Here is a 25,335-nt window from a genome sequence, read left to right on the forward strand (position 1 = left end):
AATTTACTTTATACGAATGACTATAAGGAAAGTTTCACAATTTCTCCAAACTTTATAGCACTTGAATAAATAGATACAAAATATAAATCAACATTACAGACGTACAAAGTAGTAGCGTCTCTAACACGTGAGAACGCTTCTTCTTTACTTTAACACGAGGGGCAGACGGTTGACGAACGTTTTGAGGCTTTGTTCCTCTACTTTTTGCCCCTCTTCTTTTCTCGACCGATAACACCTCTGTTTTCATTTCTTTAGCTGACCTATACTTTCCCGTAACCGCTTGATACAAAACGTCTCCGAAAGGTTCCAACTGCTTTGTTGTTAATATAAATTGTTTTAATTGTTCAGCCGGTTTGTCTGTTTTATTAATTCGCTTGCCATAAGCCGCGTGAATCAAAACCATAGATACGGCAAACAAATCATAGGTCGGTTCTGCTTTTCGGGAGCCAAGCCCCCAGTGCGCTCGATCATAAAAGTCGGTAAATTCTTTTATTGACCGCCCTTGCAGAGTTGTTCCTCCCACGTCGATCCATCGAACTTTTACAGGGTTAGATGTTACGACCAGGTTTTCGGGTTTTAAATCGCCAAATACCCATCCTTCTTCATGAAGGTTTTCTAAGTCTGTTAAGAGCTGACTTGCAAACACTTGCAACCATTCTGTCCCTCTTGTTGAGATAAAAGAAAGGAGAGGCTGCCCTTTCACATACTCCATTACATAGAAAGAAAGAGCGTGAGAACCATAGCTCCAATCATCTACATCAAGTAAACGCGGTCCTAGCACTTTGTCTTTGACTTGAGACAACTTTTTTAATACATTCACTTCTGCTGTAACGGACATGTTGGAAAAGCTTATTTTTAACGCCGCTAGCGTTCCGTTTACTAATTGGACTAAGTAGACAACTCCAGTTGCTCCCACGCCTAATTTCTCAAGAATTTTATAATGGACGTGATGCCATTTCCCTTGAATTTCTGTTCCCGGAGATAGGTTACATACCTGATTCTTCAATGTATTGTTCATTATTTTTTAACAACCCTCTCAATGAGCGCTTTTTGGTGAAATAATGAGTAGCCTCTTTGATAGCCGGTCCAGTAGGCGTAATACCTCCTGCTGTTAGTTTTGGGAAAATCGTTGAAAGCGACTCTAATCTTGGATTCCAGTCCATTAGCTTCTCTACATCTTTCTTTTTCCCAGGAAATAAAAAGATTGAAAATTGATTGTGCCCCATGCGAGCATTCAAGCTTAACGATAAATCTAACAGCGACTCCTTTACAGTAGGGAGCTTATTTTTCATACTTCCGCTCATGTCAACTAAAATAAGAATCTCTAAGTCAACCGTTTCCCCAAGTTCATCAACCACTTCCATGATTTCTCCACGCTTCTCAGGAGATAACTCTTCTAATCTTGAATTAGAGGAACCTAGAATTTGCTGAAGTTCTTTATTTACAACGCCTTGAAGTGTTTGCGTCATTGCCTGCCTTGTAACCATTTGAACAGTTTGAGACAGCTGTTTTACGTAAACAATTTGACTCACGCCACCGCCTGACATGGCAATGCCTTCTATTTCATTCGTGCTTTGCTCATCAATTGTATCCTCTTCCATCACACCAATAACGTTTACACTAATTCCTTGTTCTTTAGCTAGTGCAGCCATTGCTACCGGATCTTCACCTGTATTCGAACCACCGTCCGTAATGACCAACATCTGTTTCAATGTACCTTTTTTCATAAAAAAATCCCCTCCTCATTATCAGTATTAACATGATAGACGAGGAGGAGATAAAATATACTTCTATCTAACTATTGTGCTTTTTTACGATAAGCGTAAGAAGGAATCGATGACCATTTCGGGGTATTGTGCTGAAGTTTTGCCACAACTACCGTCATATCATCTTCAATTAAACCTGATTTTGTTCGAATAACTTCTTCCATAATTAAGTCTGCAATTTCTTGTGGATCGTTTGTTTGAAGCTCGCCAATTTTTCGCTTCATCCACATTTCGTAGTTCTCAACGTGTTTCGGTCCTTCAAATACACCGTCACTCATCATAATTAACAAGTCTTCCGCCTTCATTTGTTCATTCACAACATCCACTTCAAATTCTTCAATAATGCCCATTGGCAAATTGCTTGCCTGTATTTTAATAACCTTATCTCCGCGTTTGATGAAGCTTGGCGTAGAACCGATTTTCAAGAAGTTTACATTGGCATCTTGTAAATCAATCATCGCTAAATCTAAGGTCGAAAAGATCTCATCGTTTGTACGCAGGGATAAAATAGAGTTAATCGATTTGATTGCAATTGTCTCTTCTATTCCTGTTTGTAAAATTTGTTTTAACAGCTGAAGCGTTTCGCTGCTTTCATAGTGGGCACGCTCTCCATTTCCCATGCCATCACTAATAGCTAGTGCATACTTACCGGCGTTTAGCTCAATCATGGAATAGCTGTCACCGGATACAAACCCTCCGCCTTTAGCAGCATGTGCTACGCCTGTATCAACAACGTATGCTTTTGTACAGCCAAACGAAACGTGGCAATAGCCTTGAGGGTATTTAGCACATTCTTCGTTCTTTACTACAATACTTTCACCTAAAATATCCGTAAGCATTGGCGCAATAATTTTCTCGCATTCTCCTCTTCCGTGACAATATGGCACCCACATTTCAATATCTACATTTCCAGGTTCTAAGCTATAAATTTCAATTTGATTAATTTCCATCCCAAAGTTACGAAGAGCTTCTAAAATCTGTTCTTCTTGTACATTTAAATTTTCGCGCTCTCGCTTAATTTCTTTTGCAAAATTCCCCATGACTTCAGAGACACCGTGAAGCTGTTCTGCTACAATCCTTCTACTTTCTTGAATTTGTGCTTTTAAGTGCTGATTGGCTTTAAAATACGTAAGTTCATGCTCAATCACATCGATGACTTTTTTCGATTTCACGCAATGTTTGTCCATTTCTCGAATTAGCCTTGGATTTTGTTCAAGAGTGCCATTATCAACTTCAAGCATAATTTCCTTCATATATTCATAGGTTGTATCAAACTGCTGTGCCCAGCATTGTTCTTTTTTAAAACAAAATTGGCACGTTCTTTCGGTAACGCTGCTTAAGAAATAATCAACTTCTTTATCAGCGCTTGGCTTTTCATCGTAAAATCCATTTTGCGTAAAGCTTTTGGAAAGTGCTTGAAAAACATTTGAAAACTGTTCTACGCGATTTGCTGTTACATCTCGGATCTTACGCACGTACTGCTGTTGTTCAAGCATATTTTCAGATGTCCCTGGTACTAGTTTACTTAAGTTTTTCAAAACAAAAGATGGGGTTAATAAAAATAGGACAACGGCCGTCAGTGATTCATACAAATTAGTCGTCAATCCTTGATCTGCCTGAGCATATAGGCCAATTAGCAATGAACCAACAACCAGCCCTAGAGCTGCCCCTAGCTTTTTACCGTCTTTTAAAAGTCCTCCAAGCAAGCCAGAAAAAGCGAGTAAACTCATTTCGTACAAACTAGAAACATTCGCGAAACTTAAAATTAAACCGGTTACGACCCCGACCGTAGCTCCTATCGTAGGGCCAGATACAAACGCAAAAACTAATACTAAGTAACGAGATAATATATGTTCAGCCGAAAGGCCGTAAATCATCCACCCTATTGTCCCTGTCATAACAGATGCCAACAAAATAATAAGAGAAATCACTTCTTCTGTTTTTAATGATTGTTTTCGCTTTCGATATGAAATTAAAGGCACGCTTTGTAGGAAAATCATTGTTAAGATAAAGCTCAACCCTGCTTCTACTGCCACAAATGTAAAATCATACATGGTGAATTCCTTGGTAAACACATAAAAAATAGTTAGTTTTGTAAGTAACATCGCGCTAAATACAGTGAACGGCAGTTTCTTTAACGGATCCATTGTCAGTATGCCGCTAAATCGATGAATTAGTAAGAAAACAAATAGTGTAGCAAATACGGTACCTCCATTTTGAATGGAAACACTAAATGCTCCTGCCAATACGGCTAAACTTGCTAACGGTGCTTTTTCTTTCTTTATAGCCATTACGGCTGCAAAGAATGGCAAAGCAAATGGCATGATTTTCATTAAAATTAACGCTCGTCCTAATAAGAAACCTACGACTAGCAGCAATAATCCCCATTGAAATAACACCTTTTCCGTTTTCATACCCGCCTTTGTAAATACACGGGACATTTCTAATCTAGTTCGGTTAAATACCGCCTCTGTTGTTGGACTTGCAAAATCTCTTTCCGTCTTTTGCATTCTCCCACCACCCGCTAATTATACTTATTCGTTATTATATCGCGGCGAAAGGTGAAATTTTGTCAAACGGACTAGCAAAATACCTATAATCGTTCGACTATTTTCTAGTATTATATTGAAAACTATACAAAAAGATGTACAATCTTACATGGAGATTTAAAAAATATGAGAGATACTGTTCGCCCCAGAGAAAGCCTATGCTCATCATTCTTTTTTAAAAGCAAATAAAAGTCTATAAAAGTAACAAAAAAATTATTGACAATAACCCTGCTTTTTTATATTATTATAAATGTCTTTTAGAGAACGTATAATGGCGGTGTAGCTCAGCTGGCTAGAGCGTACGGTTCATACCCGTGAGGTCGGGGGTTCGATCCCCTCCGCCGCTACTCGAATAACGGCCCGTTGGTCAAGCGGTTAAGACACCGCCCTTTCACGGCGGTAACACGGGTTCGAATCCCGTACGGGTCATCAAAAAGCATGTACAACAAGTACATGCTTTTTTTCTACTCTTTTTTACATATAAACATATAAAAAAAGCACCTTTTAGATAAAAGGTACTTTCCAAAAACTCGCTATCTATTTGATATAAGCAGCAAGTTAACCGCGTTTTGCACCGCGTCCACCGCGTTTTGATTCGGTATGGCGTTTTAGGGAAGATAAACGTTCTTCACTGTCTTTTAAGAAACGATTCATTTTTTGTTCGAATGTTTCTTTTGTACGGAAATCATTACCGCCACCACGATTGTTATTACGTTGTGGGCGTGAATCACGTGGACGGTCTGAGCGTGGCGCTCTTGCAGGACGCTCTGGTCTTTCTGGACGTTCTGGTTTGTCTACCGCTTTCTTAATTGAAAGACCAATTTTACCATCTTTCTCAACGTTAATTACTTTGACTTCAACTTCGTCGCCCACTTTTAAATGGTCGTTAATGTCCTTTACGTAATTATCAGCTACTTCACTGATATGAACCAAGCCTGTTGAACCTCCTGGTAACTCAACAAAAGCTCCAAAGTTCGTAATACCTGTTACCTTTCCCTGTAACTTGCTGCCTACTTCGATTGACATAAAAAAAATGCTCCTCCTTAAATGATAAAAGAAATCAATTTATTATATTATACAAAAAGCAAAAATACACTGTCAACGAACCATACGTTTAGTCTTTTTTTACATTAAAGATAATTTCCCCGTCTTCTGATAAAAAATAATCTCTGCGGGCAATCTTTTTAATATAATCATCGTCATTCAACTTGACGATTTCACCTTTTAACTGTTTTTGCTTGCTTTGTAATTTTGTCAGCTGCTGTTCTAATTTTACCTTCTCAGCTTTTTTGTTCTCAATAGCTGAGGTTTGCGTAATTAAAGCTGATACCATCAATCCACCAATGATTAAGGCCAACACTCCGAAAACAGTCAAACGCCTAATTAAACCGATACGCTTTCGATCTGTATTTTGTTTAATTTGTTCTTGTTTATGGCTATAATCAGTATTTAACTTCGCGACCTTTTTTTTTCGTACCGCACTCATTGAATTAGTCGTCCCCCTTGTTTTTTAAAGTGTTCACCCATGCAACGACTCTCATTATCATATTCTTTGCACGATTGTAAATTCCTTCTATATACCGAAAACCCATATGTAAAAATCGTTTTACAGGTTTAGGCATCATTCTCCAAAATACGAAAAGAACCCACCTAGTCGGTAAGTAAATAAGCTTTAGACAGAATACGAGCAGCTTATGAACAGCTCGGTAGATCCCTAAAGCGACTACAAGTAGAATATGAATAAAGAAGCGGATAGGCTTGACCAAAAAAATATTACTAAGCGTTAAAACACCTCGATATAAACTTAATACGCTCGAGACAGTAAATGTTAATACTTTTAAATACAGTGATTGAAATAAGCTTTGATACGCGGCAAAGCCGCAAAACAAAGCAAGAAACGCATACAAACGCAGTTCTCCTTCATTCACTAAAAACAACACATAAAAAATGAGAAGAGCTTGCACCATCCAAAACAATACGTCATTTACAAATACAAACCATGGGCGTGATTTAGAGCGATTAACAAAGTAACGATAAGTATCGAGAGAAGCACCTAAACCGCTTCCCATCGATACCATCGCAAGCATTGTATAGAGCTGAATGTTTAAACTCATCGAAACAACTTACTAAAGAATCCTTTAGCCTTCTCCGATTGGTTCTCATCTAAGTAAACTATATCAAAGATTTTTCCTTTTATCGATACAATTCCTTGATCAACGTCTAAATTTTTCATTTGCAGATTTTGCCCTCTAACTGACAAGAAACCCATCACTGTTTCAAGTAAAAATTCCTCATTATCAAAGCTCTCTACCTGCTTCACACCCGTGATATCTAAGAGACGCCGACCCTTCATCACTAAATCATGATTTGGAGTATGGTCTTTGTTTGAATTGCTTGTTTCATAAAATTGGCTCATATCTTCATCCCCACCTCATTCATTAAGAGCATTCGCTCTTGTTATCTGTTGTTTAAAACATATGAATGAGAAAGGTGATTTAGAACAAGCCTTCATCAGTTATACTTCAGATGAAATACGCTCTTCTTTGACAATTGAGTACAAATTAGCTGCTTCTTCTTTTTTAGCTGCTTCTTGAAGAGCCTCTATTTTAACGGTAATTTTCTTCGTGCCAAATGTGATGGCTAATTCATCTCCTACTTTCACATTTGTGCTTGCTTTTGCAACGATACCATTAATCGTAATACGGCCCTTGTCTGATACTTCTTTTGCCAATGTACGGCGCTTAATTAAACGTGATACTTTTAAAAATTTATCTAACCTCATAATTCCCTCACCTTTCTGTTTTACAAACCTGTTTTTTTGGCTTCTTCCCAAAATTCATCTAACTCTTTTAACGAAAAAGATTCAAATGGTTTTTCAGAAGCTCTCACTTTTTCTTCAATATATTGAAATCGATTTAAAAATTTTGTATTCGTTTTAGCTAATGCAGCTTCAGAGTCGATTTTATAAAATCTTGCAATATTCACTAAAGCAAATAAAATATCTCCAAATTCATCGCTCATTTTTTCTTTATCAGCATGCTGTACTTCATCTTGGAATTCAGCAAGTTCTTCCTGTACTTTTTCCCACATAGGTTCAACTTCTGACCAATCGAAACCAACTTTTGCAGCTTGTTTTTGGTATCCGTGCGCTTTCATTAAAGAAGGCATAGCCCCAGGTACAGAAGCTAACAGAGAAGAAGGCTCCTCTCCTTTTTCTTCTTTTTTGATTTCATCCCAATTTTTTAAGACCTCATCTGCATCATTCACGCTCACTTCCCCAAATACATGCGGATGGCGTCTTACCATTTTCTCTGAAACACTGCGAATGACGTCATCAATTGAAAACATTCCTTCATCTTCACCGATTTGTGCATGAAGCAATACCTGCAGCAATACATCACCGAGCTCTTCAATCATATTATCGTCATCTTGACGGTCAATTGCATCTAATAACTCATAAGACTCTTCTAGCAAATAGCGCTTGAGCGATTCATGCGTTTGTTTTTGATCCCAAGGACATCCGTTTGGCCCTCTGAGCGTGGCAATAATCCTTCTGAATGAGTCAAATTGATGGTATAAAACCGTTTCGTCCGCTACTGGAGGGACATAAATAGTCGTTAAGTTATTGAGCGACATTTCTCTATCTAATTCATACAGCTTGACCGGCTGGATTTTTTCTTCACTGCTTCCCGCTGCCGTTACAATGTAAACGAGGTAATCATCAGGAACGTGTTCCATCAGCGTTAGTTTTACCTCTGAAGCAACGAACTGATCGTACACTTGAGCAATTAGAACATGACCCGTTAACTCTACTTCGCTTCGCTTTAAGTCTGTTCCGTCTAGCAGCTGAAATCCTTCAATAGGATCGATCTTTAGTGCGCCAAAAATTGGATCTAAGAAGCTTTGTCCCCCTTTAATTTCAACAGGAATGCTGCGTTCTTTTCCTTTTTGTAAAAGTAATTGAACCGTACGTTCTGCCACTAAAGGATGCCCGGGAACGGCATACACCACTTCTTCTACTGAAGCTTTATCGATTAAATCATTTGATATATGTTCATATACCTCTTCAAATCCATCATAAGATTCGTATACGTCATCATAGGATACGTACGTCAAGCCTTCACTTTCTAATTCTTTGATTACAGGATGTTCTTTTGTGCGCATATAAATATGCTTTTCCTGCTGCAGCAAGCGATAGATGCCTACGGGTAGCTGCTCTAAATCGCCTGCTCCTAAACCAATAACTGTTACTTTACCTGTCATTGCTTCACCTTCTTATTTATTTTTTAATACGTATTTAGCTAAAACACTTCCCATTGGAAGTAAACGTAATTCCTCTTCGGTAAAAATATGTTGTTTCATAATGATAAACAAATAAAACAAACCGCCTATTAAAACACCAGATCCTGTTTCAACCACTTGTTTACTTGTATCTAAACCATTAGACCATACAAAGTGATGTAAACAAAATAAATAGCTTTGCAAAAGAATGACCATTGCTATGCCCGTTATAAAAATACCTCCACTCGCCTTTTTCGGAACGAGCGATACAGCTAGCTTTTTATACAGACAAAATAGATTGATTGCTGCAACAATAGCGAATCCAGCTGAGGAAGCAATGGCTGCTCCTATGGTTTGAAAATCTGGTATTAGCCAAAGATTCAATATCAGTTTAACCGTCATGCCAGCAATGACGGCTATTACAGGTGCGAAAACAGCTCCCATCCCCTGAAGCACAGCTCCAGCAGTTGCTGCTACGGTTGTAAATATAACTAACAAGCTCAAAATTTGTAAAACGTCCGTTCCGTCGGAGTTACTATATAAAAGCATATTAATGGGTTTCATCAGCGCAATCAAGCCAAAGGCTGCTCCAACTCCGACTACAAGCGATAGTCGGAGAGACAGCTGAACTTTTTCAAGCATAAATGACAAGTTCTTTTTCGCAATGGCTGAAGAAATAACGGGTACAAGTGAAAGTGAAAAAGCTGTACCTACTACTGTACCTAATTGAATCAACGGAAGTCCACGGTCATAAATACCTTTTGAAACTTTTGCTGCCTGTTCAGCCATGCCATGCGCCGTCAGACCGGAATATAATGTAAAGGAATCAATAAGCTGAATAAACAGCAGACCCATAGCGCTGATACAAATTAATAAACCTTGAATAATAAGGATTTTCACTACTTTTTTGATGTCTGCTTTTTTTGTGCGTTGAAATACTCCCTTAGAATTTGTCTTTGTTCTAAAAACAAATAAACATAAAATAATAAGAGATGTTATACCGCCTGTTATGGAACCAAAAATAGCTCCTGCTCCTGCAGTATAAGGACCATACCCATGGTGGATAAAGAAAATAGATAGGCACAAAATAGTCCCTACTCGAACAATTTGTTCTGCGATTTGAGACAACGCAGTAGGAAACATATTATATAATCCTTGATAATAACCACGAATGACAGCAATAAACGGAATAAGTAAAAACGAAAATGAAATAATTTGAATGAGAAGCGTTAACTGACGATCTCCCATCCACTCGGCAATCGTTTCTGCAAAGATATATTGGAGGGAAAACATTATGCAGCCTACTACAAACAAAAAAGCAAATGAAACTTGAAGTATTCCTCGGATTTCCTTTCTCCGATTTGTTGCCACATAATCGGCTACTAACTTTGAAATAATTACAGGGAAACCGTATGTACCTAGCTGTAGCGCAATTCCATATAGCGGATAAACTTGCTGATAGATATAAAACCCTATATCTCCCGCAATATGGTGATATGGAATACGGTAAGTAGCACTTAAGATTTTCGTAAATAAACCTGCGAGCGTTAAAATAATCGCGCCGTTAAAAATAGAATAGAGCTTTGATTGTTTCTGCATTCCTACACCTTTCACCTGCAGCTTGTAATTATGTGAACAACGCTTTTTATGAGCCGCTAACTGTAGAAGAATAGCGCTTTGTTCTTATAAAACATCCTGCACTTTCCAATAAATAAAATACCGTACCATTATATCATGTTCTCTTTATTTCTAAGGTAAGACAGCATGAAAAAAGGTAGCAGAAACTGCTACCTTTTCAGTAAATAATGTAAAATAAAGATAATTACGCTTACTGCTCCATTTGACGAGATAAGAAGCTAGCTGCCGTTTCGGCTGCTTTATGCTCTACTTCACCAAGAGACTTCTCTTTTGAGAAGATGACAACAGCTCCAATCGGATCTCCATTTGCAATAATCGGACCGATTGTGTAAGAAGAAATATTTTCTTCGTATCCATCGACAAATTCAAGGTTTTTCCCATCAGTTACTAAAGAAGAACTGCGGCTTTCCATAACAGATTCTACTAAAGAACTAATGTTTTTATTTAAGTATTCTTTTTTAGAGCTTCCTGCTACCGCAATAAATACATCGCGGTCACAAATAAGTACAGGATGACCTAAGCTATCGTATAGCGCTTCGCCATACTCTTTTGCAAAATCTCCTAATTCACTAATTGGCGAATATTTCTTTAAAATAACTTCTCCATCGCGATCGACGAAAATCTCTAGCGGGTCTCCCTCTCGGATGCGAAGTGTTCTTCTAATTTCTTTTGGAATCACAACGCGACCCAAATCATCAATACGACGAACAATACCTGTTGCTTTCATTCATTGAAGCCTCTCTTTCATATGATGATTAAAATAGTTGGTGAATATCACTGATGGCTATATGATAAAAGGTTCACCTTTGTTGAGGTTAGTATTCTTCACTCTACAACTTCTATTCACCAACCATCTCTTTTTTTGTTAAAAAGTGTGCTTTTATTAAAAAAATGTCCAAAAAACCGCCAAAATATGGGGATTTGGACATTTTTATTTCGGCTATATAAAAAGAAGGCTCAAAAATGAGCCTTCTTTTTAATTCGTAACTTGTTCTTTTTTAACAGTGGCTACTCCTTTTACTAACTGATACACAATATTGAGCCATTCTTTTTGAGCAAGTCCTTTTACGTTAACCACTAATTTTACTTTCTTGCCTTCCATACCTAAGCTGACCATTCTGCCAAATTGATCACCTAGCATGAATAGTTTTTGGCCGTCTATCGTTGAGCTCGCTTCTTCAGACAGCAGAATAGAAATTTCTTGTTTTGACTGAAGAATAGATTCTACTAGGTTCTGCGTTGCATATACTTTTGTTTCAGCTACTTTAAACAAGTACTCAACCTCAGCCGGATACTCTCCAAAACGATCAATCATTTCATCTTGCAGTTCTTGAATATCCTCTAGCGCTTCAATTCCTCTAAAGCGCTTATACATCTCAATTTTCAAGCGGCCGTCTGTAATGTACTGATCAGGGATATACGCGTCTAAGTCCAGGTTCATTTCCACATTAAATTTCACACTTTCTCCGTCAGACCCGCGTCTTTCCTCTATCGCTTCTTTAAGCATTTGTGAATAGAGATCGAAACCGACAGAATCGATAAATCCATGCTGCTGAGCACCCAGTAGGTTTCCGGCGCCACGTATTGAAAGATCACGCATAGCAATTTTAAAACCAGAACCTAATTCGGTGAATTCTTTAATAGCTTGCAGACGCTTTTCAGCTACTTCTGTCAGTACTTTGTCTTTATGATACGTAAAGTACGCATATGCCACGCGATTTGAACGACCTACGCGTCCTCTTAATTGATACAGTTGTGATAATCCCATCTTATCAGCATTGTTAACAATGAGCGTATTTACATTTGGAATATCTACTCCTGTTTCGATAATAGTTGTACTCACAATCACGTCATATTCGCCTTCTAAAAAGCTTAAGATAACCGCTTCGAGTTCTGTTTCATTCATTTTTCCGTGGGCATACGTTACCCTAGCATCAGGCACGAGCATCGAAATTTCTTCTGCTTTTCGTTCAATATCTTCTACGCGATTATATAAAAAGTAAACTTGGCCATCACGCGCTAACTCACGCTCAATCGCTTCACGAACTAGAACCGGATTATACTCCACTACATATGTTTGAACCGGAAAACGATTTTCAGGCGGCGTTTCAATAACAGACAAATCCCTTACGCCCAACATAGACATATGTAATGTTCGTGGAATAGGTGTTGCTGTAAGTGTAAGGACATCAACGTTTGCTTTCATTTGCTTGATTTTTTCCTTGTGCGTTACACCAAAACGTTGCTCTTCATCGATAACTAACAACCCTAAATCCTTATAAATCACATCTTTAGATAGTAAACGATGTGTACCAATCACTACATCTACGGTCCCGTTTTTTAGCCCTTTAATTGTTTCCTGCTGCTGTTTACGGCTGCGAAAGCGGCTCAATAGCCCAATATTAATTGGGTAGTCTTGAAAACGCTCACGGATGGTTTCATAATGCTGCTGAGCTAAAATAGTGGTTGGTACTAAAATAGCCACTTGTTTTCCATCTGTCACAGCTTTAAACGCAGCACGAATGGCTACTTCTGTTTTTCCGTATCCAACGTCTCCACAAAGCAGACGATCCATTGGTCTTTCATGTTCCATATCCTTTTTAATTTCTTGTACAGAACGAAGCTGATCTTCGGTTTCTTGATAAGGGAAAGCTGTTTCAAATTCTCTCTGTAAATCGCCATCCGGGGAAAATGCATAACCTTTACTTGCTTCGCGCTCTGCATACAGTTTAATTAAGTCATCAGCGATGTCTTGAACAGAAGACTCAACTTTTCGTTTCACTTTCTTCCAGTCATTTCCGCCAAGTTTATATACTTTCGGCTCTTTCCCTTCAGAGCCTACATATTTTTGTACTTGATCAATCTGTTCAACAGGAACGTACAGCTTGTCAGAGCCTTCATATTTGATATGGATATAATCTTTATGATTACCGTTAATCTCTAACGTTTCCATTCCTAAATAACGGCCAATACCGTGGTTCACGTGAACGACATAGTCACCTACGTTTAACTCTGAATAGCTTTTAATACGCTCTGCATTGGAAAGCTTTTGACGACGCTTTGATTTCTTGATCCGCTTTTTAAACAATTCTTCCTCGGTTAAAACTGCTAATTTTTGCATCGGCAGTTCAAAGCCCATTTGTAAATCGCCTTCAATAATTTGAACAAGACCTGGCACAAGCTGGCCATTTCCATCTAAAATAGATGAATCAATATCATAATCTGCTAGCACACCTTCGAGTTTTTTCACGCGCTCTTTATCTGCTCCTAAGAGGACTACCGTATAATTAGCATTTTTCCAACGTTCAATTTCACTTTTTAATAAGTTCATTTGGCCGTAAAACTGCTGCATCTGCTTACATGAAATATTAATAATATTTTGCGGACTCGTATACGATACGTGCTTCAAAAATAACGATAAGTATAAAAACTGATGTTTTGCTCGCTGAATAAGAGATGGGAGCTTATGAGATAATTGAACATCTCGAACAATTTGCCCCTGTCCTAATAATTCTGTTATCCATTCAGCTTCCTCTGTTTCAAGCTGATCAGACGTCTCTTGAATTCGAGTTGTTTCATCAAAGATGACAAGGCCACCTTCTGGTAAATAATCTAGTAAACTAGCAGGCGATTCGTAAAAGAATGATAAATACTTGAACATATTTTCAAGAAGTTGACCTTGACGCAGCTGTTCAATTTCACCTTTAATATTTTCTGTTAAGGTAGCTTTTAGCGCTGCGTTTTTCACTTGCTGCAGCGTCGAAGCCAGCTGTGCTTCTAGTTCTTCAATTCCTTGGGCCACTTCATTTTGGTTCACAATGATTTCCGTAGCAGGGCCGATTGAAATTTCTTTTAACTGTTCTTGAGAGCGTTGATCCTCAATTGTAAAAGTACGAATGGAATCGATCTCGGTATCAAATAGTTCAATTCGGACAGGTAGCTCTTCTGTTAACGGATAAATATCAATGATTCCTCCGCGCACACTAAACTCACCCGGAGCTGAAACCATCGATGCCCGCTCATAACCCAACTCAACTAACCTTTTTAAATAATGATCAACGTCGATGTCAATTCCCATTTGAAACGGCAGCTGCGTTTGCTCCCATCTTGCTTTAGGAGGCAGCAGCTTTCGAATTCCTGCAAGCGGGGTTACAACTACTCCACCTGTATGTTGACTCCAATAATTGAGTACTTCAATTCGCTGAGCCTTTAATTCTGGACTTGCAATCCCCACTTCTGTAGCAACTAAATCGTTAACAGGGTATAAGAAAACGTCTTTTTCCGGTAAAAGGTGCAAAAGGTCTTCATACACTTTTTGGGCTTGATATAAATTATGAGTCACTACTAATAAGGGGTATTTTTTATCCTCATTTAAGAGTGCCATTAATACAGATCGAGCTGAACCGGAAATTCCCGTTACTAACTGTTCTTTCAAACCTTCTTCTAAACTGCTGACAACAGCTCCAATTTCTTTATTTTCTTCAAATTGCTGTCTAATCCCTCGCAAAGGAATTCCCTCCTCCCATGATATGTCTAAACTAAACAGAAAAACGCTTTGGTTTGAGACCAAAGCTTTTTATTGTATAAATGTTTCGTACTGATGATAGTCTGGATTTCGTTCTAGCGCTTCTTGACAGTCTTCACAAATAATTTTAACCACGATGTCTCCACTATTATGGTAGTGAATAAAGTCTTTTCGTTCATCTGCGGTCAGGTGATTAAAACCGAGTGCTTCTGTATTGTGAGCTGTCTTTTCTATCATACCGACTTTTGCGCCACAATGTCTACAGAAATAATGAATAGACATACAAATCCTCCCAAATCTTTTAGTGTTAGTATGGACGATTGAGAGAAATTTTATTCTGCTTAATTATAGCGATTCATTACTTCTAAGAACGTTTGACCTAAAAAGTCTTCACTCGCGTGCACAGACGTTTTCATCGCTTCTTCCATATGAACCATTTCATCTTCTGTAAAACGCCCTAGTACATAGTCAACTACTTTCATACCGTTTTTCGGACGATCAATTCCAATACGAATTCGGTTAAACTCTTGGGTTTTTAAATGCTGAATAATTGATTTTATTCCGTTATGGCCGCCTGGACTTCCTTTTGTACGCAATCTTACTTTTCCGCACGGTAAATCTAAGTCATCGTAAATAACAAGCAAGTCTTCGACGTCTATATCAAAATAGTCCATTAACGGGCGAATACTTTCTCCTGATAAATTCATATATGTTAGAGGCTTTAATAATATGACTTTTTCTCCTCTTATTATACCTGTTCCATATATTCCGTTAAACTTTGTTTTATCTAATGAAATCATAAACTGTTCGGCAATTTTATCAATTGCCATAAATCCTATGTTATGGCGAGTACGGTCATATTCTTTTCCAGGATTCCCCAAACCAACGATTAATTTCAAAATAGATACTCCTTTCCACTCTATGTAAGTTGTACATAATAGGTAAATGTCTTTAATGTTTTACATTACTATATAGTATCACTTTTATTATAATCAATTCACACAAAAAGACGTAACCTTTTGGTTACGTCTTTTTATATTATTCTTCGCTATCTTTTTCTTTTGTTGCTTCAACGTCGCCTTCAGCATCCTGAACTTCGCCGCTATCCGGCTCTTCTTCCTGTTGAGGAGGTAGTACAGAAGCAACTGTATCTTCTGCATCATGCGTAATTTCTAGCTTTTTATCTACCTTAATATCCCCTACTGTAATTGTATCGTTAATTCCCAAATCTGATACATCTACATCAATAGATGATGGGATATCTTGCGGCAAGCCTTTTAATGAAATTTCATATAGAGACTGCTGTAATACGCCGCCTTCTTTTGTTCCTTTTGCTTCTCCTACTAGAGATAAAGAAACTTCAGTATCAATTTCTTTCTTCATGTCGACCACTTGGAAATCGGCGTGGACAATTTCGTTTTTTAATGGATCGGTTTGAATATCATGTAACATTACGGAATATTTTTGCTTGTCCACTTGTAATGTTAACACTCCATTGCGTCCTGCTTCACGAATAGTCTTAATAAAATCAGCACTGTTTAAGTAAATAGGTGTGGATTCTGTTTTATTTCCGTAAACAACCGCTGGGAAGTTTCCTTCGTCGCGAATTTTTCTATTTGTAGAATTTTTGAAATCCGTTCTTTTATTTGCTTGAATTGAAATACTCATTCTATTCACCTTCCAGTATGTTTTCTACTTAAAATGTACCCTTTTTAGAAGGCTGCTAAACATAAAACTCGTTTCAATTAGCAATATATCTTTGCTCATCCCGTCCAAATCCCTTTAAAACCAAGGATTAGCCCATTTAATTTTTTTCAAAAAAACCTCTTTCCAAATGGAAAGAGGTTCTGTTTATCAATCAAATAACGTACTAACTGATTGCTCTTCGTGAACACGAATAATCGCTTCACCAATTAACGGAGCTACCGAAAGTTCTGTTACTTTACCAATTTTCTTATCTTCTGTTAAAGCAATAGAGTTTGTTACAGCTAGCTCTTTGATTGTAGAATTTTGAATACGCTCAATCGCAGGGCCTGAAAGAACTGGGTGTGTACAACAAGCATATACTTCTTTTGCACCTGCTTCAATTAATGCACTTGCACCAATTGTAATTGTACCAGCTGTATCAATCATGTCATCAATCAAGATTGCTGTTTTCCCTTCCACTTGTCCAACAATGTTCATAACTTCTGCTACGTTTGGACGTGGGCGACGTTTGTCAATGATAGCGATTGGCGCTTTTAGACGTTCCGCTAAACGGCGAGCACGCGTTACGCCACCGTGGTCCGGAGATACAACAACAACGTCATCAAGGTTTTTACTCTTGAAGTATTCACCTAAAATTGGAACACCTACTAAATGGTCAATTGGAATATCGAAGAAACCTTGAATTTGAGGAGCATGTAAATCTAATGTGATAATACGAGTAGCTCCCGCTTTTTCAATGATATTTGCTGCTAATTTGGCAGTGATTGGTTCACGTGCACGAGCTTTACGATCCTGACGAGCATAGCCATAGTAAGGCATAACGATGTTAATTGTTTTAGCTGATGCACGTTTTAATGCATCAATCATAATTAATAATTCCATTAAGTGTTCGTTAACTGGAGCACTTGTTGATTGAATGATAAATACATCACAACCACGGATACTTTCTTCAATGTTAATTTGAATTTCACCGTCACTGAAACGATCAACCGAACATTTACCTAATTCCACACCAATTACTTTTGCGATCTCTTCAGCTAAAGCCTTGTTTGAATTTAGCGTAAATAACTTTAAATTTTCATCAGCATATACATTTGACATTTTATTGTGAAACCTCCGTCAGGATTTTTTATTAATATCAAGCTTTTCAGCATAGTTTTCTTTATTTACTTGTTTCGCACGAGCAATTGATAATGCTTTTCCTGGCACATCATCCGTTACGGTTGAACCAGCTGCAACATAGGCGCCTTCACCAATTGTTACAGGTGCAATTAAGTTTGAGTTACATCCTACGAATGCCCCATCTTCAATCTTTGTTAAAAATTTATTTTTCCCATCGTAGTTAACTGTAATAGATCCGCACCCTAAGTTTACACCTTTTCCGACCTCTGCGTCTCCAATATAACTTAAATGAGAAGCTTTGCTACCTTTGCCAAAAGATGCTTTTTTAATTTCTACAAAGTTTCCTACGCGCACTTCATCTCCAATTAATGATTGAGGACGAATATGTGCAAATGGGCCAATTGTGACTTCGTGACCAATTTCACTATCGTGAGCAACAGAATGGCGAATAGAAGTATTATTACCTATTTTACAGTCTTTAATTTCACTGTTAGGTCCTACTTCACAGTTCTCTCCAATTACAACTGTTCCTTGAATAACCGTACCAGGATAAATAACCGTATCTCTGCCAATGACAGCATCTGCTGAAATGTACGTGTTAGAAGGATCCACAATCGTCACTCCATTTAACATATGCTGCTTGTTGATACGCTTTTTCATTGTTTCTTCTGCTTGAGACAGAGCAAATCGATCATTAACGCCCAATGTTTCAGCAAAATCGGATGTTTGATATGCAGAAATAATTTGACCTTCATTTTTTAGAATTTCGATAACATCAGGTAAATAGTACTCTCCCTGTACATTATCATTTGAAACTTTTGAAAGTGTCTCAAATAATTTCTCATTATCAAAACAGTACGTACCAGTATTAATTTCCTGTACAAGACGCTCTTGTTCTGTGGCATCTTTATGCTCAACAATCTTTTCAACAGAGCCTTGTTCATTTCGAATGATGCGTCCATATCCTGTTGGATCTTCTGCATGAGCCGTTAAAATAGTTGCCATTGCATTTGTTGCTTCATGATGCTTTAATAAAGATTCAATTGTTTCAGCTGTAATAAGCGGAGTATCTCCACATACAACAATTGTCGTACCTTTTTCATGTGCAAGTAAAGATTCTGCTTGCATTACTGCATGAGCTGTTCCTAACTGCTCTTCTTGTAAAGCAAATAAGCTTTTATCTCCAACATGTGATTTCACTTTTTCGGCACCGTGACCTACAACTGTAATTAAATTTGTTAAATCTAAGCGTGATAACTGATCAATTACGTGTTGCACCATCGGTTTGCCACACACAGGGTGTAACACTTTATATAAAGATGACTTCATACGTGTACCCTGACCAGCTGCCAATATGACTGCATATCTTTTTGACATAACAGGCCTCCAATTTTACCTTTTTATCCATTAAGAATATTATATCAAAAATGACAGCATTTCAAGGAATCATTTATAAGTCATGAATTTTATTTTTTGGTAATGCTAAAGTTTTACAAAGGTGTGAAATTATATAAGCGGTAATCAAAAAGAAAAGAGCCTACTTTTCAGTAGACTCTTAATGTATCATATGTTTACGAAGCACCCGCTTCTTCGAATTCAACTTCTACCTCACCTAAACGATGATATTCTGCTAAAACAGCATCTTGAATCTTTCCGCGAGTATTTGAATTGATTGGATGTGCAATATCACGGAACTCACCATCCGGTGTACGTTTACTTGGCATGGCTACAAATAAGCCATTATTACCATCAATCACACGAATATCATGAACAACAAATTCACCATCTAATGTGATTGAAGCAATCGCTCTCATACGTCCTTCAGTGTTCACGCGGCGTAATCTTACGTCAGTTACTTCCATCTTGTTCACCACCTTTTTCTATGCGAAGCTTTACATACTTAATTCCACAGAATTTTGTGTTTTCCTGCTATTCAGAAAAAATTTTTAGAAAATTTTCGCAAAAAAAGTGAACAATTGGAAGTTACTTGCTTTTTGTTAGAAAATTGTTAATTTAATTACCCTTTAACAAGCGCAATAACTTCAATTTCAACAAGTACATCTTTAGGTAGTCTCGCTACTTCTACACATGAACGTGCCGGCTTATGGTCGCCGAAGTAGTCACCATAGACTTCATTTAATGCTGCGAAGTCGTTCATATCTTTAATGAACACGGTTGCCTTTACAACTGTATTTAGAGAAGCTCCTGCTTCTTCAAGAACTGCTTTTAGATTTTCAAATACTTGAGTAGCTTGTACTTGAACATCGCCTTCGACCAACGTACCATCTGGACGAAGTGGAATTTGACCTGAACTGTAAAACAAGTTATTCACAACAATTCCCTGTGAATATGGACCAATAGCTTGCGGTGCATTTTTTGTTTGAACCTGTAACATATGTTCCTCTCCCTTACTTGATCAAATATATTTTAAGTAATTGCCTTCCTGTACACGAATTTGTTTATCTTTAATATTTACATCTGTTAATTGTACAAGAGACACATACTCATCCACTAAACGTTCTTCAATATCTTCTGATTCTACTAAAACTCCAATACCAGCAACAGTTGCATCAAACTCTTCAAGCAAACTAACCATTCCATTTACCGTACCGCCGGCTTTCATGAAGTCATCAATGATGAGTACATTTGACCCCACCGCTAAACTTCTCTTAGCTAACAGCATCGTTTGAATGCGCTTAGATGAACCTGACACGTAGTTAATACTAACGGTCGATCCTTCAGTTACTTTACTGTCTCTGCGCACAATAACAACGGGCACGTCTAAATACTGAGCAACCGCATACGCAATAGGAATACCTTTTGTTGCTACAGTCATCACCACATCGATTTTGCGGTTAGCAAAAAGCGATGCATACAAGCGACCGATTTTATTCACAACGCGGGGGTTCCCTAAAATATCAGTTAAATATAAATATCCACCTGGCAATAAACGCTCAGGTTTTTCAATCAACCCACATAATTCTTGAACAAGCTGACCGGCTTCTTCATTCGTCATCTTTGGAATGAATTTAACTCCGCCGGCAGCCCCTGGTAGCGTAACCAAAGTTCCGATACCCTGCTGTTCAAAAGTTTGTTTAATAATCGCCATATCTTCGCTAATAGATGATTTTGCGGAATCATATTTATCTGCAAAATACGTAAGAGGGATAAGGCGCTGAGGGTTTTGAATGAAATAGTTGGTCATATCAATTAATCGTCCACTACGTCGAAACTTCATAACATCCTCCTGAAAATCCGAATATTGTAATGTAAATATAACATTAACATACGGATTTATTCAAGCGTTATTCGTTCACCTAGTAACCTAACTGCATAAACTTTATCACAAAAGCCACGTAATCCATTATAAATGCGATGCATACGTGAATCATGCTGTACAAGTCCAAATACAGTTGGCCCACTGCCGCTCATGAGTACAGCATCGGCGCCAAAACGCTTTATTTGTTCTTTAATGAGAGCTACTTCCGGATGCATTTTCAGCGTTACTGCTTCCAATACATTTCCGACAAGGCTACACATTTGATCATAATTTCCTGATTGTATGGCGTGAACCATCTCATCTACTTTAGGATGATCCATTTCCTCAATTTTTAAGTTTCGATATACATCTGCTGTAGAAACACCTATTTCAGGCTTAGCCAAAATCACCCAGCAGCTTGGAGGTGCCTCAATATGCTCTACAATCTCTCCGCGCCCTGTAGCAAGAGCTGTCCCTCCGTACACGCAAAAAGATACGTCAGAGCCAATCTCAGCCCCTATTTCTGCAAGTGTGTCTAATGATAACCCTAATTCCCATAACGTATTTAAACCGCGTAATGTAGCAGCCGCGTCACTGCTGCCTCCAGCTAATCCAGCAGCTACTGGAATATGTTTATCAATTAATATATTTACACCTTTTGAAATGTTATAACGTCGCTTCAAAATCTGCGCTGCCTGATAAGCAAGATTTCGCTGGTCATCTGGAACAAAGCGATTATGAGAATAAATAACAATTCGTCCATCTTCACGATCAGAAAGTTCAATTCTGTCCGCTAAATCAATTGTTGTCATAATCATCTTAACTTCATGGTAACCATCTGGGCGTTTATGTAACACATCAAGTGACAAATTTATTTTAGCCGGTGCTTTCACCATTAATTTCAACTTACTTCACCTACTTCATCTTATCGAGTTTAACGCTATTTTATCATAAAATGAACAAGATATAGCTGTTCATTTAAACATCTTTGTTTAATCCTCTGTTTTATCTTTCATTTTGGGACAAAAAAACCGAAGCGGTTATACACTTCGGTTTTCCTCATTTCACTTTAAATAATCGCATAAGCATTGATTTTCACTATTGCCTTAGCTGCTGCTGTGCAAGCTCCACTGCTCGCTTCACCATATTGCCTGCGTCTTTTGCCCGAATAGCGCCCCAACCTTCTGCTTGTACAGTATCGTAAAAACCAAGTTCTTTAGCCAGTTCTTCTTTCAGCTTCGATGACATAATCCCTCTACGCCTTGACATTGTACATGGCTCCTTTACGTATAAAATGAAATTTCAACCTGAATCTCCTCGCTCTTTATACATGAAAATGCGAGGACGATATGTATAGTATGTATAAAAAATAATGTATATATAATTTGAAAAAAAGACCAATAAAAAAGCAGTAAACCAATGTCCACTGCTCATCACCACTTGCTATATTGCCTATGTCATTCTTAGAAAAATTTTAGTTGCACTGTTTCCGTTAACACATCTGCGTAACTATACGAAACGCGCTCCAAAGAGTTTTCCTCTTGATCTAATTCAACGATAAAAACAGATGGGTACGTTTCTGTTAATACACCTGAACGTTCTACTGTTTTTCTACGACCACCGTTTGCTTTTAAAGTTAATCGTTGGCCTAGGTGCAAATCCAGCGCTTGCTTAATATCAGACAAAGTTTTCGCCATATTGGTCCACCTCACTATGTATAGTGTAACACATGTTAGAAAAATAGTCAAAAACATAAAATTATAACAATCTATCTCTAATTGTGTCAATAAATAATTTTCAACATGAATCTACATTTCGCTGTTAGTATGCTCGTTTTTTAACGAAATATGTATATCTTTAGCAAATATTGAAAATGATTTTGTGAAATTCAGCGTATACTTTGGCTTCATACGAAAAAACAACTGGTTGCACATCATGCGTGTACATGCTGTAACCAGTTGTTTTTATTTCTACTCATCGCTTTCATAAGGCATGCCCGTGCGAAGCAGCCCTTTTGTTTCTACTCCTCCTAAACCTTTAGCACCCGTTAATGTATTACGTAAGACGTCCCATACATTAATACGATCCGTGAAAGGAGTAAAACTTAGTTTTGCTACTACATACACGGGGTCAAGCGCATGAATATTTACACGCGAAGGTGAACTAGCAAAGTTTGCTCCAGCTTGAATCAATAATTCAAAATGCGATTGACAGGCACCTGCAAAAATCACCAGCTGATCTAAATTACCAACTCTTTTTCTTGCTTCTTGGACTGTTCGAATATAGTGCTTGGAATGTCTATAAGCAAGAAGATCATCCTTATTTCCTTTTCCTTTGGAATAAGCATCATGCCCTGTCAGCACCAGAATATCAGGCCTTACATCCTCAATTAACTTTCCAACTTTCTCCGGCATCTCTGACTCTACGCAATGAACACCATAAACAGGAACACCAATTTTTTCGTAAACTAATAAACATTTACGTAAATAATTAGGGTCTCCGTCTACGTGCAGGACCTTTCCAGGAATTTGAAACAAGCGATGTGAATGGCTGTATCCATTAGTCATGCTATATTCAGTTTTCTCTCGAACGAGCCGATAATCCTGTTGAATAAGCTCCAAGGATCTTTCTAAAAGTTCTTCTTCTTGTTTTTTTCTTTGATCCTGTTCTTTAGCATCCACAACCTCTAAATCTGTACAAGGAGCGTCGGCAATCAACCGAACGTCTTCTCCTATTAAAGTCGCATATTTCCCCGCTTCGCTGTCATTAATAGCTATAACACGAAAAAGCAAATCTCTTTGATAAGAAGGTCGTGTAACTATATCACCAATTTTGATGTTCATATGCTTCACTCCGTCTTTGCTACTTCAAAAATAAATTCTCTTCATAGCCTATGACTTCATGATAAAAATGTGATGATTTAGCGAAATGATTTTAAAAGTTGGTCACTTAACGCTCCGAATTCTTGAATAGACAGCGTTTCGCCTCTTCTTTTCGGATCAATTTCAGCAGTTGCAAGTGCTTGCTCAATGTCCGCTTTTTTCTGTTTCCCATTTGGCAAGTTGTTCACTAGATTGTTTAAAATGGTTTTTCGGCGCTGTCCAAAACTTGCTCGTACAACTTGGAAGAAGAATGCTTCATCTTGTACTTCTACCGCTGGCTTCGGTCTTCTCAGCAGCCGAATAACAGCTGAATCTACATTAGGCTGCGGATTAAATACTGTTTTAGGCACAATCATAACCGTCTCAGCCTCTGTATAGTATTGAATCGCAATAGAGAGTGAACCGTACTCCTTTGTTCCCGGTTTAGCTGCTATACGGTCTGCAACTTCTTTTTGAAGCATAACAACGATTCCCCGTACCGGAATTTGCTCTTCTAATAATTTCATCAAAATGGGTGTCGTCACGTAATACGGTAAATTCGCAACGACCATTAAATCTTCTATGTTTTCGAATTCTTGTTCGAGCGTCTCTTTTAAATCCGCTTTTAACACATCTTGATGAATAACTTTTGCATTTGGGTAAGGAGAAAGAGTGTCGGCTAAAATCGGAAGCAGACGCTGGTCGATTTCAAATGCCAGTACTTTTTTTGCGCGCTTTGCTAGCTGTTCAGTTAACGCTCCGATACCGGGTCCAATTTCAATTGCTCCCGTTTCTTCTGTTATTTCTGCATGATCAACAATGCGATGTAAAATGTTCGTATCAATTAAAAAATTTTGTCCCAAACTCTTTTTAAATGTAAAACCGTATTTCTTTAAAATTTCCTTGGTTCGATTAGGCGTTGCAATATCTTTTAACACGATTCCTTTTCCTCCTTATTTATCTGCTCAACAGCTTTGATAAACTCCTCTTTTGAAATTTGGAACATCTGTAATCGTTTATGAAGCTGCTTTCCATTGGCATAGCCTATTTTTAATAACTTTCCTATTCTTTCACGTCGAGACTTGGCTTTACTATCTCCTACCAAACGAGCTACGATTAAATCCTCTTGAGAAATCTCCATATCTGCTTCTACCCACTCTTGCTTTACATCTTTTAGTGCTTTTTGAATAGACGCAATAGAAGCATGTTCAACTCCAATACCTTTGCCGTTTTTAGGGCGAGCCTCTTCTTTATCTAAAAATGCATGTTTACATCCTGGAACACGTTCTGAAACAATATTTCGAATTCGCTGTCCTGGATAATCTGGATCTGTAAAAATAATTACGCCTCTTGTTTTTTGAGCTAATTTTACTTTTTCAATGGTTTCTTCATTTACAGCTGATCCATTTGTCTCGATAGTATCCGCATCCACTGCACGTTTAATCGCTACGGTATCGTCCCGACCTTCTACTACAATAATTTCTTTAATCTTCATTTCTTCCTCCAAAACATTCAGTTTTGTTCATTTGCTTTTCAGTAAAAATGAAATGCTCGTTACTCACATCATTTTTCTTCTATGAAATCAACGTTTTATCTTATTATCAACTAAATTAAAAAGCATCTATCT

The 25,335-nt window shown here is 37.8% G+C and carries 26 protein-coding genes and 2 tRNA genes; 2 read left to right on the forward strand and 26 right to left on the reverse strand.

The genetic code is table 11. From position 1 onward, the window contains the following. Positions 1 to 52: 52 nt before the first annotated feature. The 3 genes from ACH0CI_RS25135 to spoIIE form a co-directional block, all read right to left on the reverse strand. Positions 53 to 1,018, reverse strand: coding sequence for a protein kinase domain-containing protein (locus ACH0CI_RS25135; protein ID WP_406902403.1), 966 nt, complete (start codon positions 1,016 to 1,018; stop codon positions 53 to 55). Beyond that, positions 987 to 1,727, reverse strand: coding sequence for a VWA domain-containing protein (locus ACH0CI_RS25140; protein ID WP_013054881.1), 741 nt, complete (start codon positions 1,725 to 1,727; stop codon positions 987 to 989). The genes ACH0CI_RS25135 and ACH0CI_RS25140 overlap by 32 nt, the downstream gene beginning before the upstream one ends. Before the next feature lie 71 nt (positions 1,728 to 1,798). After that, positions 1,799 to 4,276 (reverse strand): stage II sporulation protein E, encoded by a 2,478-nt coding sequence (gene spoIIE / locus ACH0CI_RS25145; RefSeq protein WP_013054880.1) that lies wholly within the window; start codon positions 4,274 to 4,276, stop codon positions 1,799 to 1,801. A 312-nt stretch (positions 4,277 to 4,588) separates the two neighbouring features. On the opposite strand from spoIIE, the gene ACH0CI_RS25150 reads away from it, so the two are divergent. Both ACH0CI_RS25150 and ACH0CI_RS25155 read left to right on the forward strand, forming a co-directional pair. Continuing rightward, positions 4,589 to 4,662 (forward strand) — tRNA-Met (locus ACH0CI_RS25150). Between the two features lie 10 nt (positions 4,663 to 4,672). Then, positions 4,673 to 4,744, forward strand: a tRNA-Glu gene (locus ACH0CI_RS25155). A gap of 129 nt (positions 4,745 to 4,873) precedes the next feature. On the opposite strand, the gene ACH0CI_RS25160 is transcribed toward ACH0CI_RS25155, so the two are convergent. The 23 genes from ACH0CI_RS25160 to rnmV form a co-directional block, all read right to left on the reverse strand. Next, entirely contained in the window at positions 4,874 to 5,341 is a 468-nt protein-coding gene (locus ACH0CI_RS25160) for a S1 domain-containing RNA-binding protein (protein ID WP_013054879.1), read from the reverse strand. An 88-nt stretch (positions 5,342 to 5,429) separates the two neighbouring features. Beyond that, entirely contained in the window at positions 5,430 to 5,801 is a 372-nt protein-coding gene (locus ACH0CI_RS25165; RefSeq protein ID WP_013054878.1) for an FtsB family cell division protein, read from the reverse strand. 4 nt (positions 5,802 to 5,805) lie between these two features. Further along, positions 5,806 to 6,429, reverse strand: a complete 624-nt coding sequence (yabQ, locus tag ACH0CI_RS25170; protein WP_028412646.1) for a spore cortex biosynthesis protein YabQ — start codon at positions 6,427 to 6,429, stop codon at positions 5,806 to 5,808. Continuing rightward, complete coding sequence (gene yabP / locus ACH0CI_RS25175; RefSeq protein ID WP_013054876.1) at positions 6,426 to 6,731, reverse strand: sporulation protein YabP; 306 nt, start codon at positions 6,729 to 6,731, stop codon at positions 6,426 to 6,428. Before yabP ends, yabQ begins: the two co-directional genes overlap by 4 nt. A 99-nt stretch (positions 6,732 to 6,830) precedes the next feature. Beyond that, the gene (locus ACH0CI_RS25180; protein ID WP_013054875.1) at positions 6,831 to 7,097 is read right to left on the reverse strand and encodes an RNA-binding S4 domain-containing protein; all 267 of its coding nucleotides are present in this window, start codon (positions 7,095 to 7,097) and stop codon (positions 6,831 to 6,833) included. A 20-nt stretch (positions 7,098 to 7,117) separates the two neighbouring features. Then, positions 7,118 to 8,578, reverse strand: coding sequence for a bifunctional methyltransferase/pyrophosphohydrolase YabN (gene yabN, locus ACH0CI_RS25185; RefSeq protein WP_335706551.1), 1,461 nt, complete (start codon positions 8,576 to 8,578; stop codon positions 7,118 to 7,120). A gap of 12 nt (positions 8,579 to 8,590) precedes the next feature. Beyond that, positions 8,591 to 10,195 (reverse strand): putative polysaccharide biosynthesis protein, encoded by a 1,605-nt coding sequence (locus tag ACH0CI_RS25190; protein WP_335706552.1) that lies wholly within the window; start codon positions 10,193 to 10,195, stop codon positions 8,591 to 8,593. Between the two features lie 229 nt (positions 10,196 to 10,424). Next, positions 10,425 to 10,961, reverse strand: coding sequence for a stage V sporulation protein T (spoVT, locus tag ACH0CI_RS25195; protein WP_028412643.1), 537 nt, complete (start codon positions 10,959 to 10,961; stop codon positions 10,425 to 10,427). A gap of 249 nt (positions 10,962 to 11,210) precedes the next feature. Then, positions 11,211 to 14,741, reverse strand: a complete 3,531-nt coding sequence (mfd, locus tag ACH0CI_RS25200; RefSeq protein WP_048021886.1) for a transcription-repair coupling factor — start codon at positions 14,739 to 14,741, stop codon at positions 11,211 to 11,213. Between the two features lie 69 nt (positions 14,742 to 14,810). Next, on the reverse strand, positions 14,811 to 15,041 hold the full coding sequence (fin, locus tag ACH0CI_RS25205) for an anti-sigma-F factor Fin (RefSeq protein WP_013054869.1): 231 nt from the start codon (positions 15,039 to 15,041) through the stop codon (positions 14,811 to 14,813). Positions 15,042 to 15,100: 59 nt separating this feature from the next. Continuing rightward, the gene (gene pth / locus ACH0CI_RS25210) at positions 15,101 to 15,658 is read right to left on the reverse strand and encodes an aminoacyl-tRNA hydrolase (protein ID WP_028412641.1); all 558 of its coding nucleotides are present in this window, start codon (positions 15,656 to 15,658) and stop codon (positions 15,101 to 15,103) included. A 139-nt stretch (positions 15,659 to 15,797) separates the two neighbouring features. Next, the gene (locus tag ACH0CI_RS25215; protein ID WP_028412640.1) at positions 15,798 to 16,427 is read right to left on the reverse strand and encodes a 50S ribosomal protein L25/general stress protein Ctc; all 630 of its coding nucleotides are present in this window, start codon (positions 16,425 to 16,427) and stop codon (positions 15,798 to 15,800) included. Positions 16,428 to 16,613: 186 nt separating this feature from the next. Beyond that, positions 16,614 to 17,567, reverse strand: coding sequence for a ribose-phosphate diphosphokinase (locus tag ACH0CI_RS25220; RefSeq protein WP_014462059.1), 954 nt, complete (start codon positions 17,565 to 17,567; stop codon positions 16,614 to 16,616). 18 nt (positions 17,568 to 17,585) lie between these two features. Then, positions 17,586 to 18,965: a bifunctional UDP-N-acetylglucosamine diphosphorylase/glucosamine-1-phosphate N-acetyltransferase GlmU gene (glmU, locus tag ACH0CI_RS25225; RefSeq protein ID WP_014462060.1), complete on the reverse strand. Its 1,380-nt coding sequence runs from the start codon at positions 18,963 to 18,965 to the stop codon at positions 17,586 to 17,588. 194 nt (positions 18,966 to 19,159) lie between these two features. Next, positions 19,160 to 19,450 (reverse strand): septation regulator SpoVG, encoded by a 291-nt coding sequence (gene spoVG / locus ACH0CI_RS25230; protein WP_013054864.1) that lies wholly within the window; start codon positions 19,448 to 19,450, stop codon positions 19,160 to 19,162. A 155-nt stretch (positions 19,451 to 19,605) separates the two neighbouring features. Further along, entirely contained in the window at positions 19,606 to 19,983 is a 378-nt protein-coding gene (locus ACH0CI_RS25235; RefSeq protein ID WP_013054863.1) for a RidA family protein, read from the reverse strand. A 21-nt stretch (positions 19,984 to 20,004) separates the two neighbouring features. Beyond that, a complete protein-coding gene (gene purR / locus ACH0CI_RS25240) occupies positions 20,005 to 20,826 on the reverse strand; it encodes a pur operon repressor (protein WP_013054862.1) in 822 nt (273 codons plus the stop codon). A gap of 56 nt (positions 20,827 to 20,882) precedes the next feature. Continuing rightward, the gene (gene ispE, locus ACH0CI_RS25245; protein WP_013054861.1) at positions 20,883 to 21,752 is read right to left on the reverse strand and encodes a 4-(cytidine 5'-diphospho)-2-C-methyl-D-erythritol kinase; all 870 of its coding nucleotides are present in this window, start codon (positions 21,750 to 21,752) and stop codon (positions 20,883 to 20,885) included. Positions 21,753 to 21,945: 193 nt separating this feature from the next. After that, positions 21,946 to 22,116: a small, acid-soluble spore protein, alpha/beta type gene (locus ACH0CI_RS25250; protein WP_016762700.1), complete on the reverse strand. Its 171-nt coding sequence runs from the start codon at positions 22,114 to 22,116 to the stop codon at positions 21,946 to 21,948. A 194-nt stretch (positions 22,117 to 22,310) separates the two neighbouring features. Then, positions 22,311 to 22,544 (reverse strand): biofilm formation stimulator Veg, encoded by a 234-nt coding sequence (veg, locus tag ACH0CI_RS25255; RefSeq protein ID WP_013054859.1) that lies wholly within the window; start codon positions 22,542 to 22,544, stop codon positions 22,311 to 22,313. Between the two features lie 273 nt (positions 22,545 to 22,817). Then, complete coding sequence (yabG, locus tag ACH0CI_RS25260; protein ID WP_028412638.1) at positions 22,818 to 23,690, reverse strand: sporulation peptidase YabG; 873 nt, start codon at positions 23,688 to 23,690, stop codon at positions 22,818 to 22,820. Between the two features lie 77 nt (positions 23,691 to 23,767). Next, positions 23,768 to 24,646: a 16S rRNA (adenine(1518)-N(6)/adenine(1519)-N(6))-dimethyltransferase RsmA gene (gene rsmA, locus ACH0CI_RS25265; RefSeq protein WP_028412637.1), complete on the reverse strand. Its 879-nt coding sequence runs from the start codon at positions 24,644 to 24,646 to the stop codon at positions 23,768 to 23,770. Further along, complete coding sequence (gene rnmV / locus ACH0CI_RS25270; RefSeq protein ID WP_028412636.1) at positions 24,640 to 25,203, reverse strand: ribonuclease M5; 564 nt, start codon at positions 25,201 to 25,203, stop codon at positions 24,640 to 24,642. Before rnmV ends, rsmA begins: the two co-directional genes overlap by 7 nt. Between the last annotated feature and the right edge of the window lie 132 nt (positions 25,204 to 25,335).

This window comes from Priestia sp. 179-F W1.4 NHS (genome assembly GCF_045369295.1).
GTDB classification, from domain to species: Bacteria; Bacillota; Bacilli; order Bacillales; family Bacillaceae_H; genus Priestia; species Priestia zanthoxyli.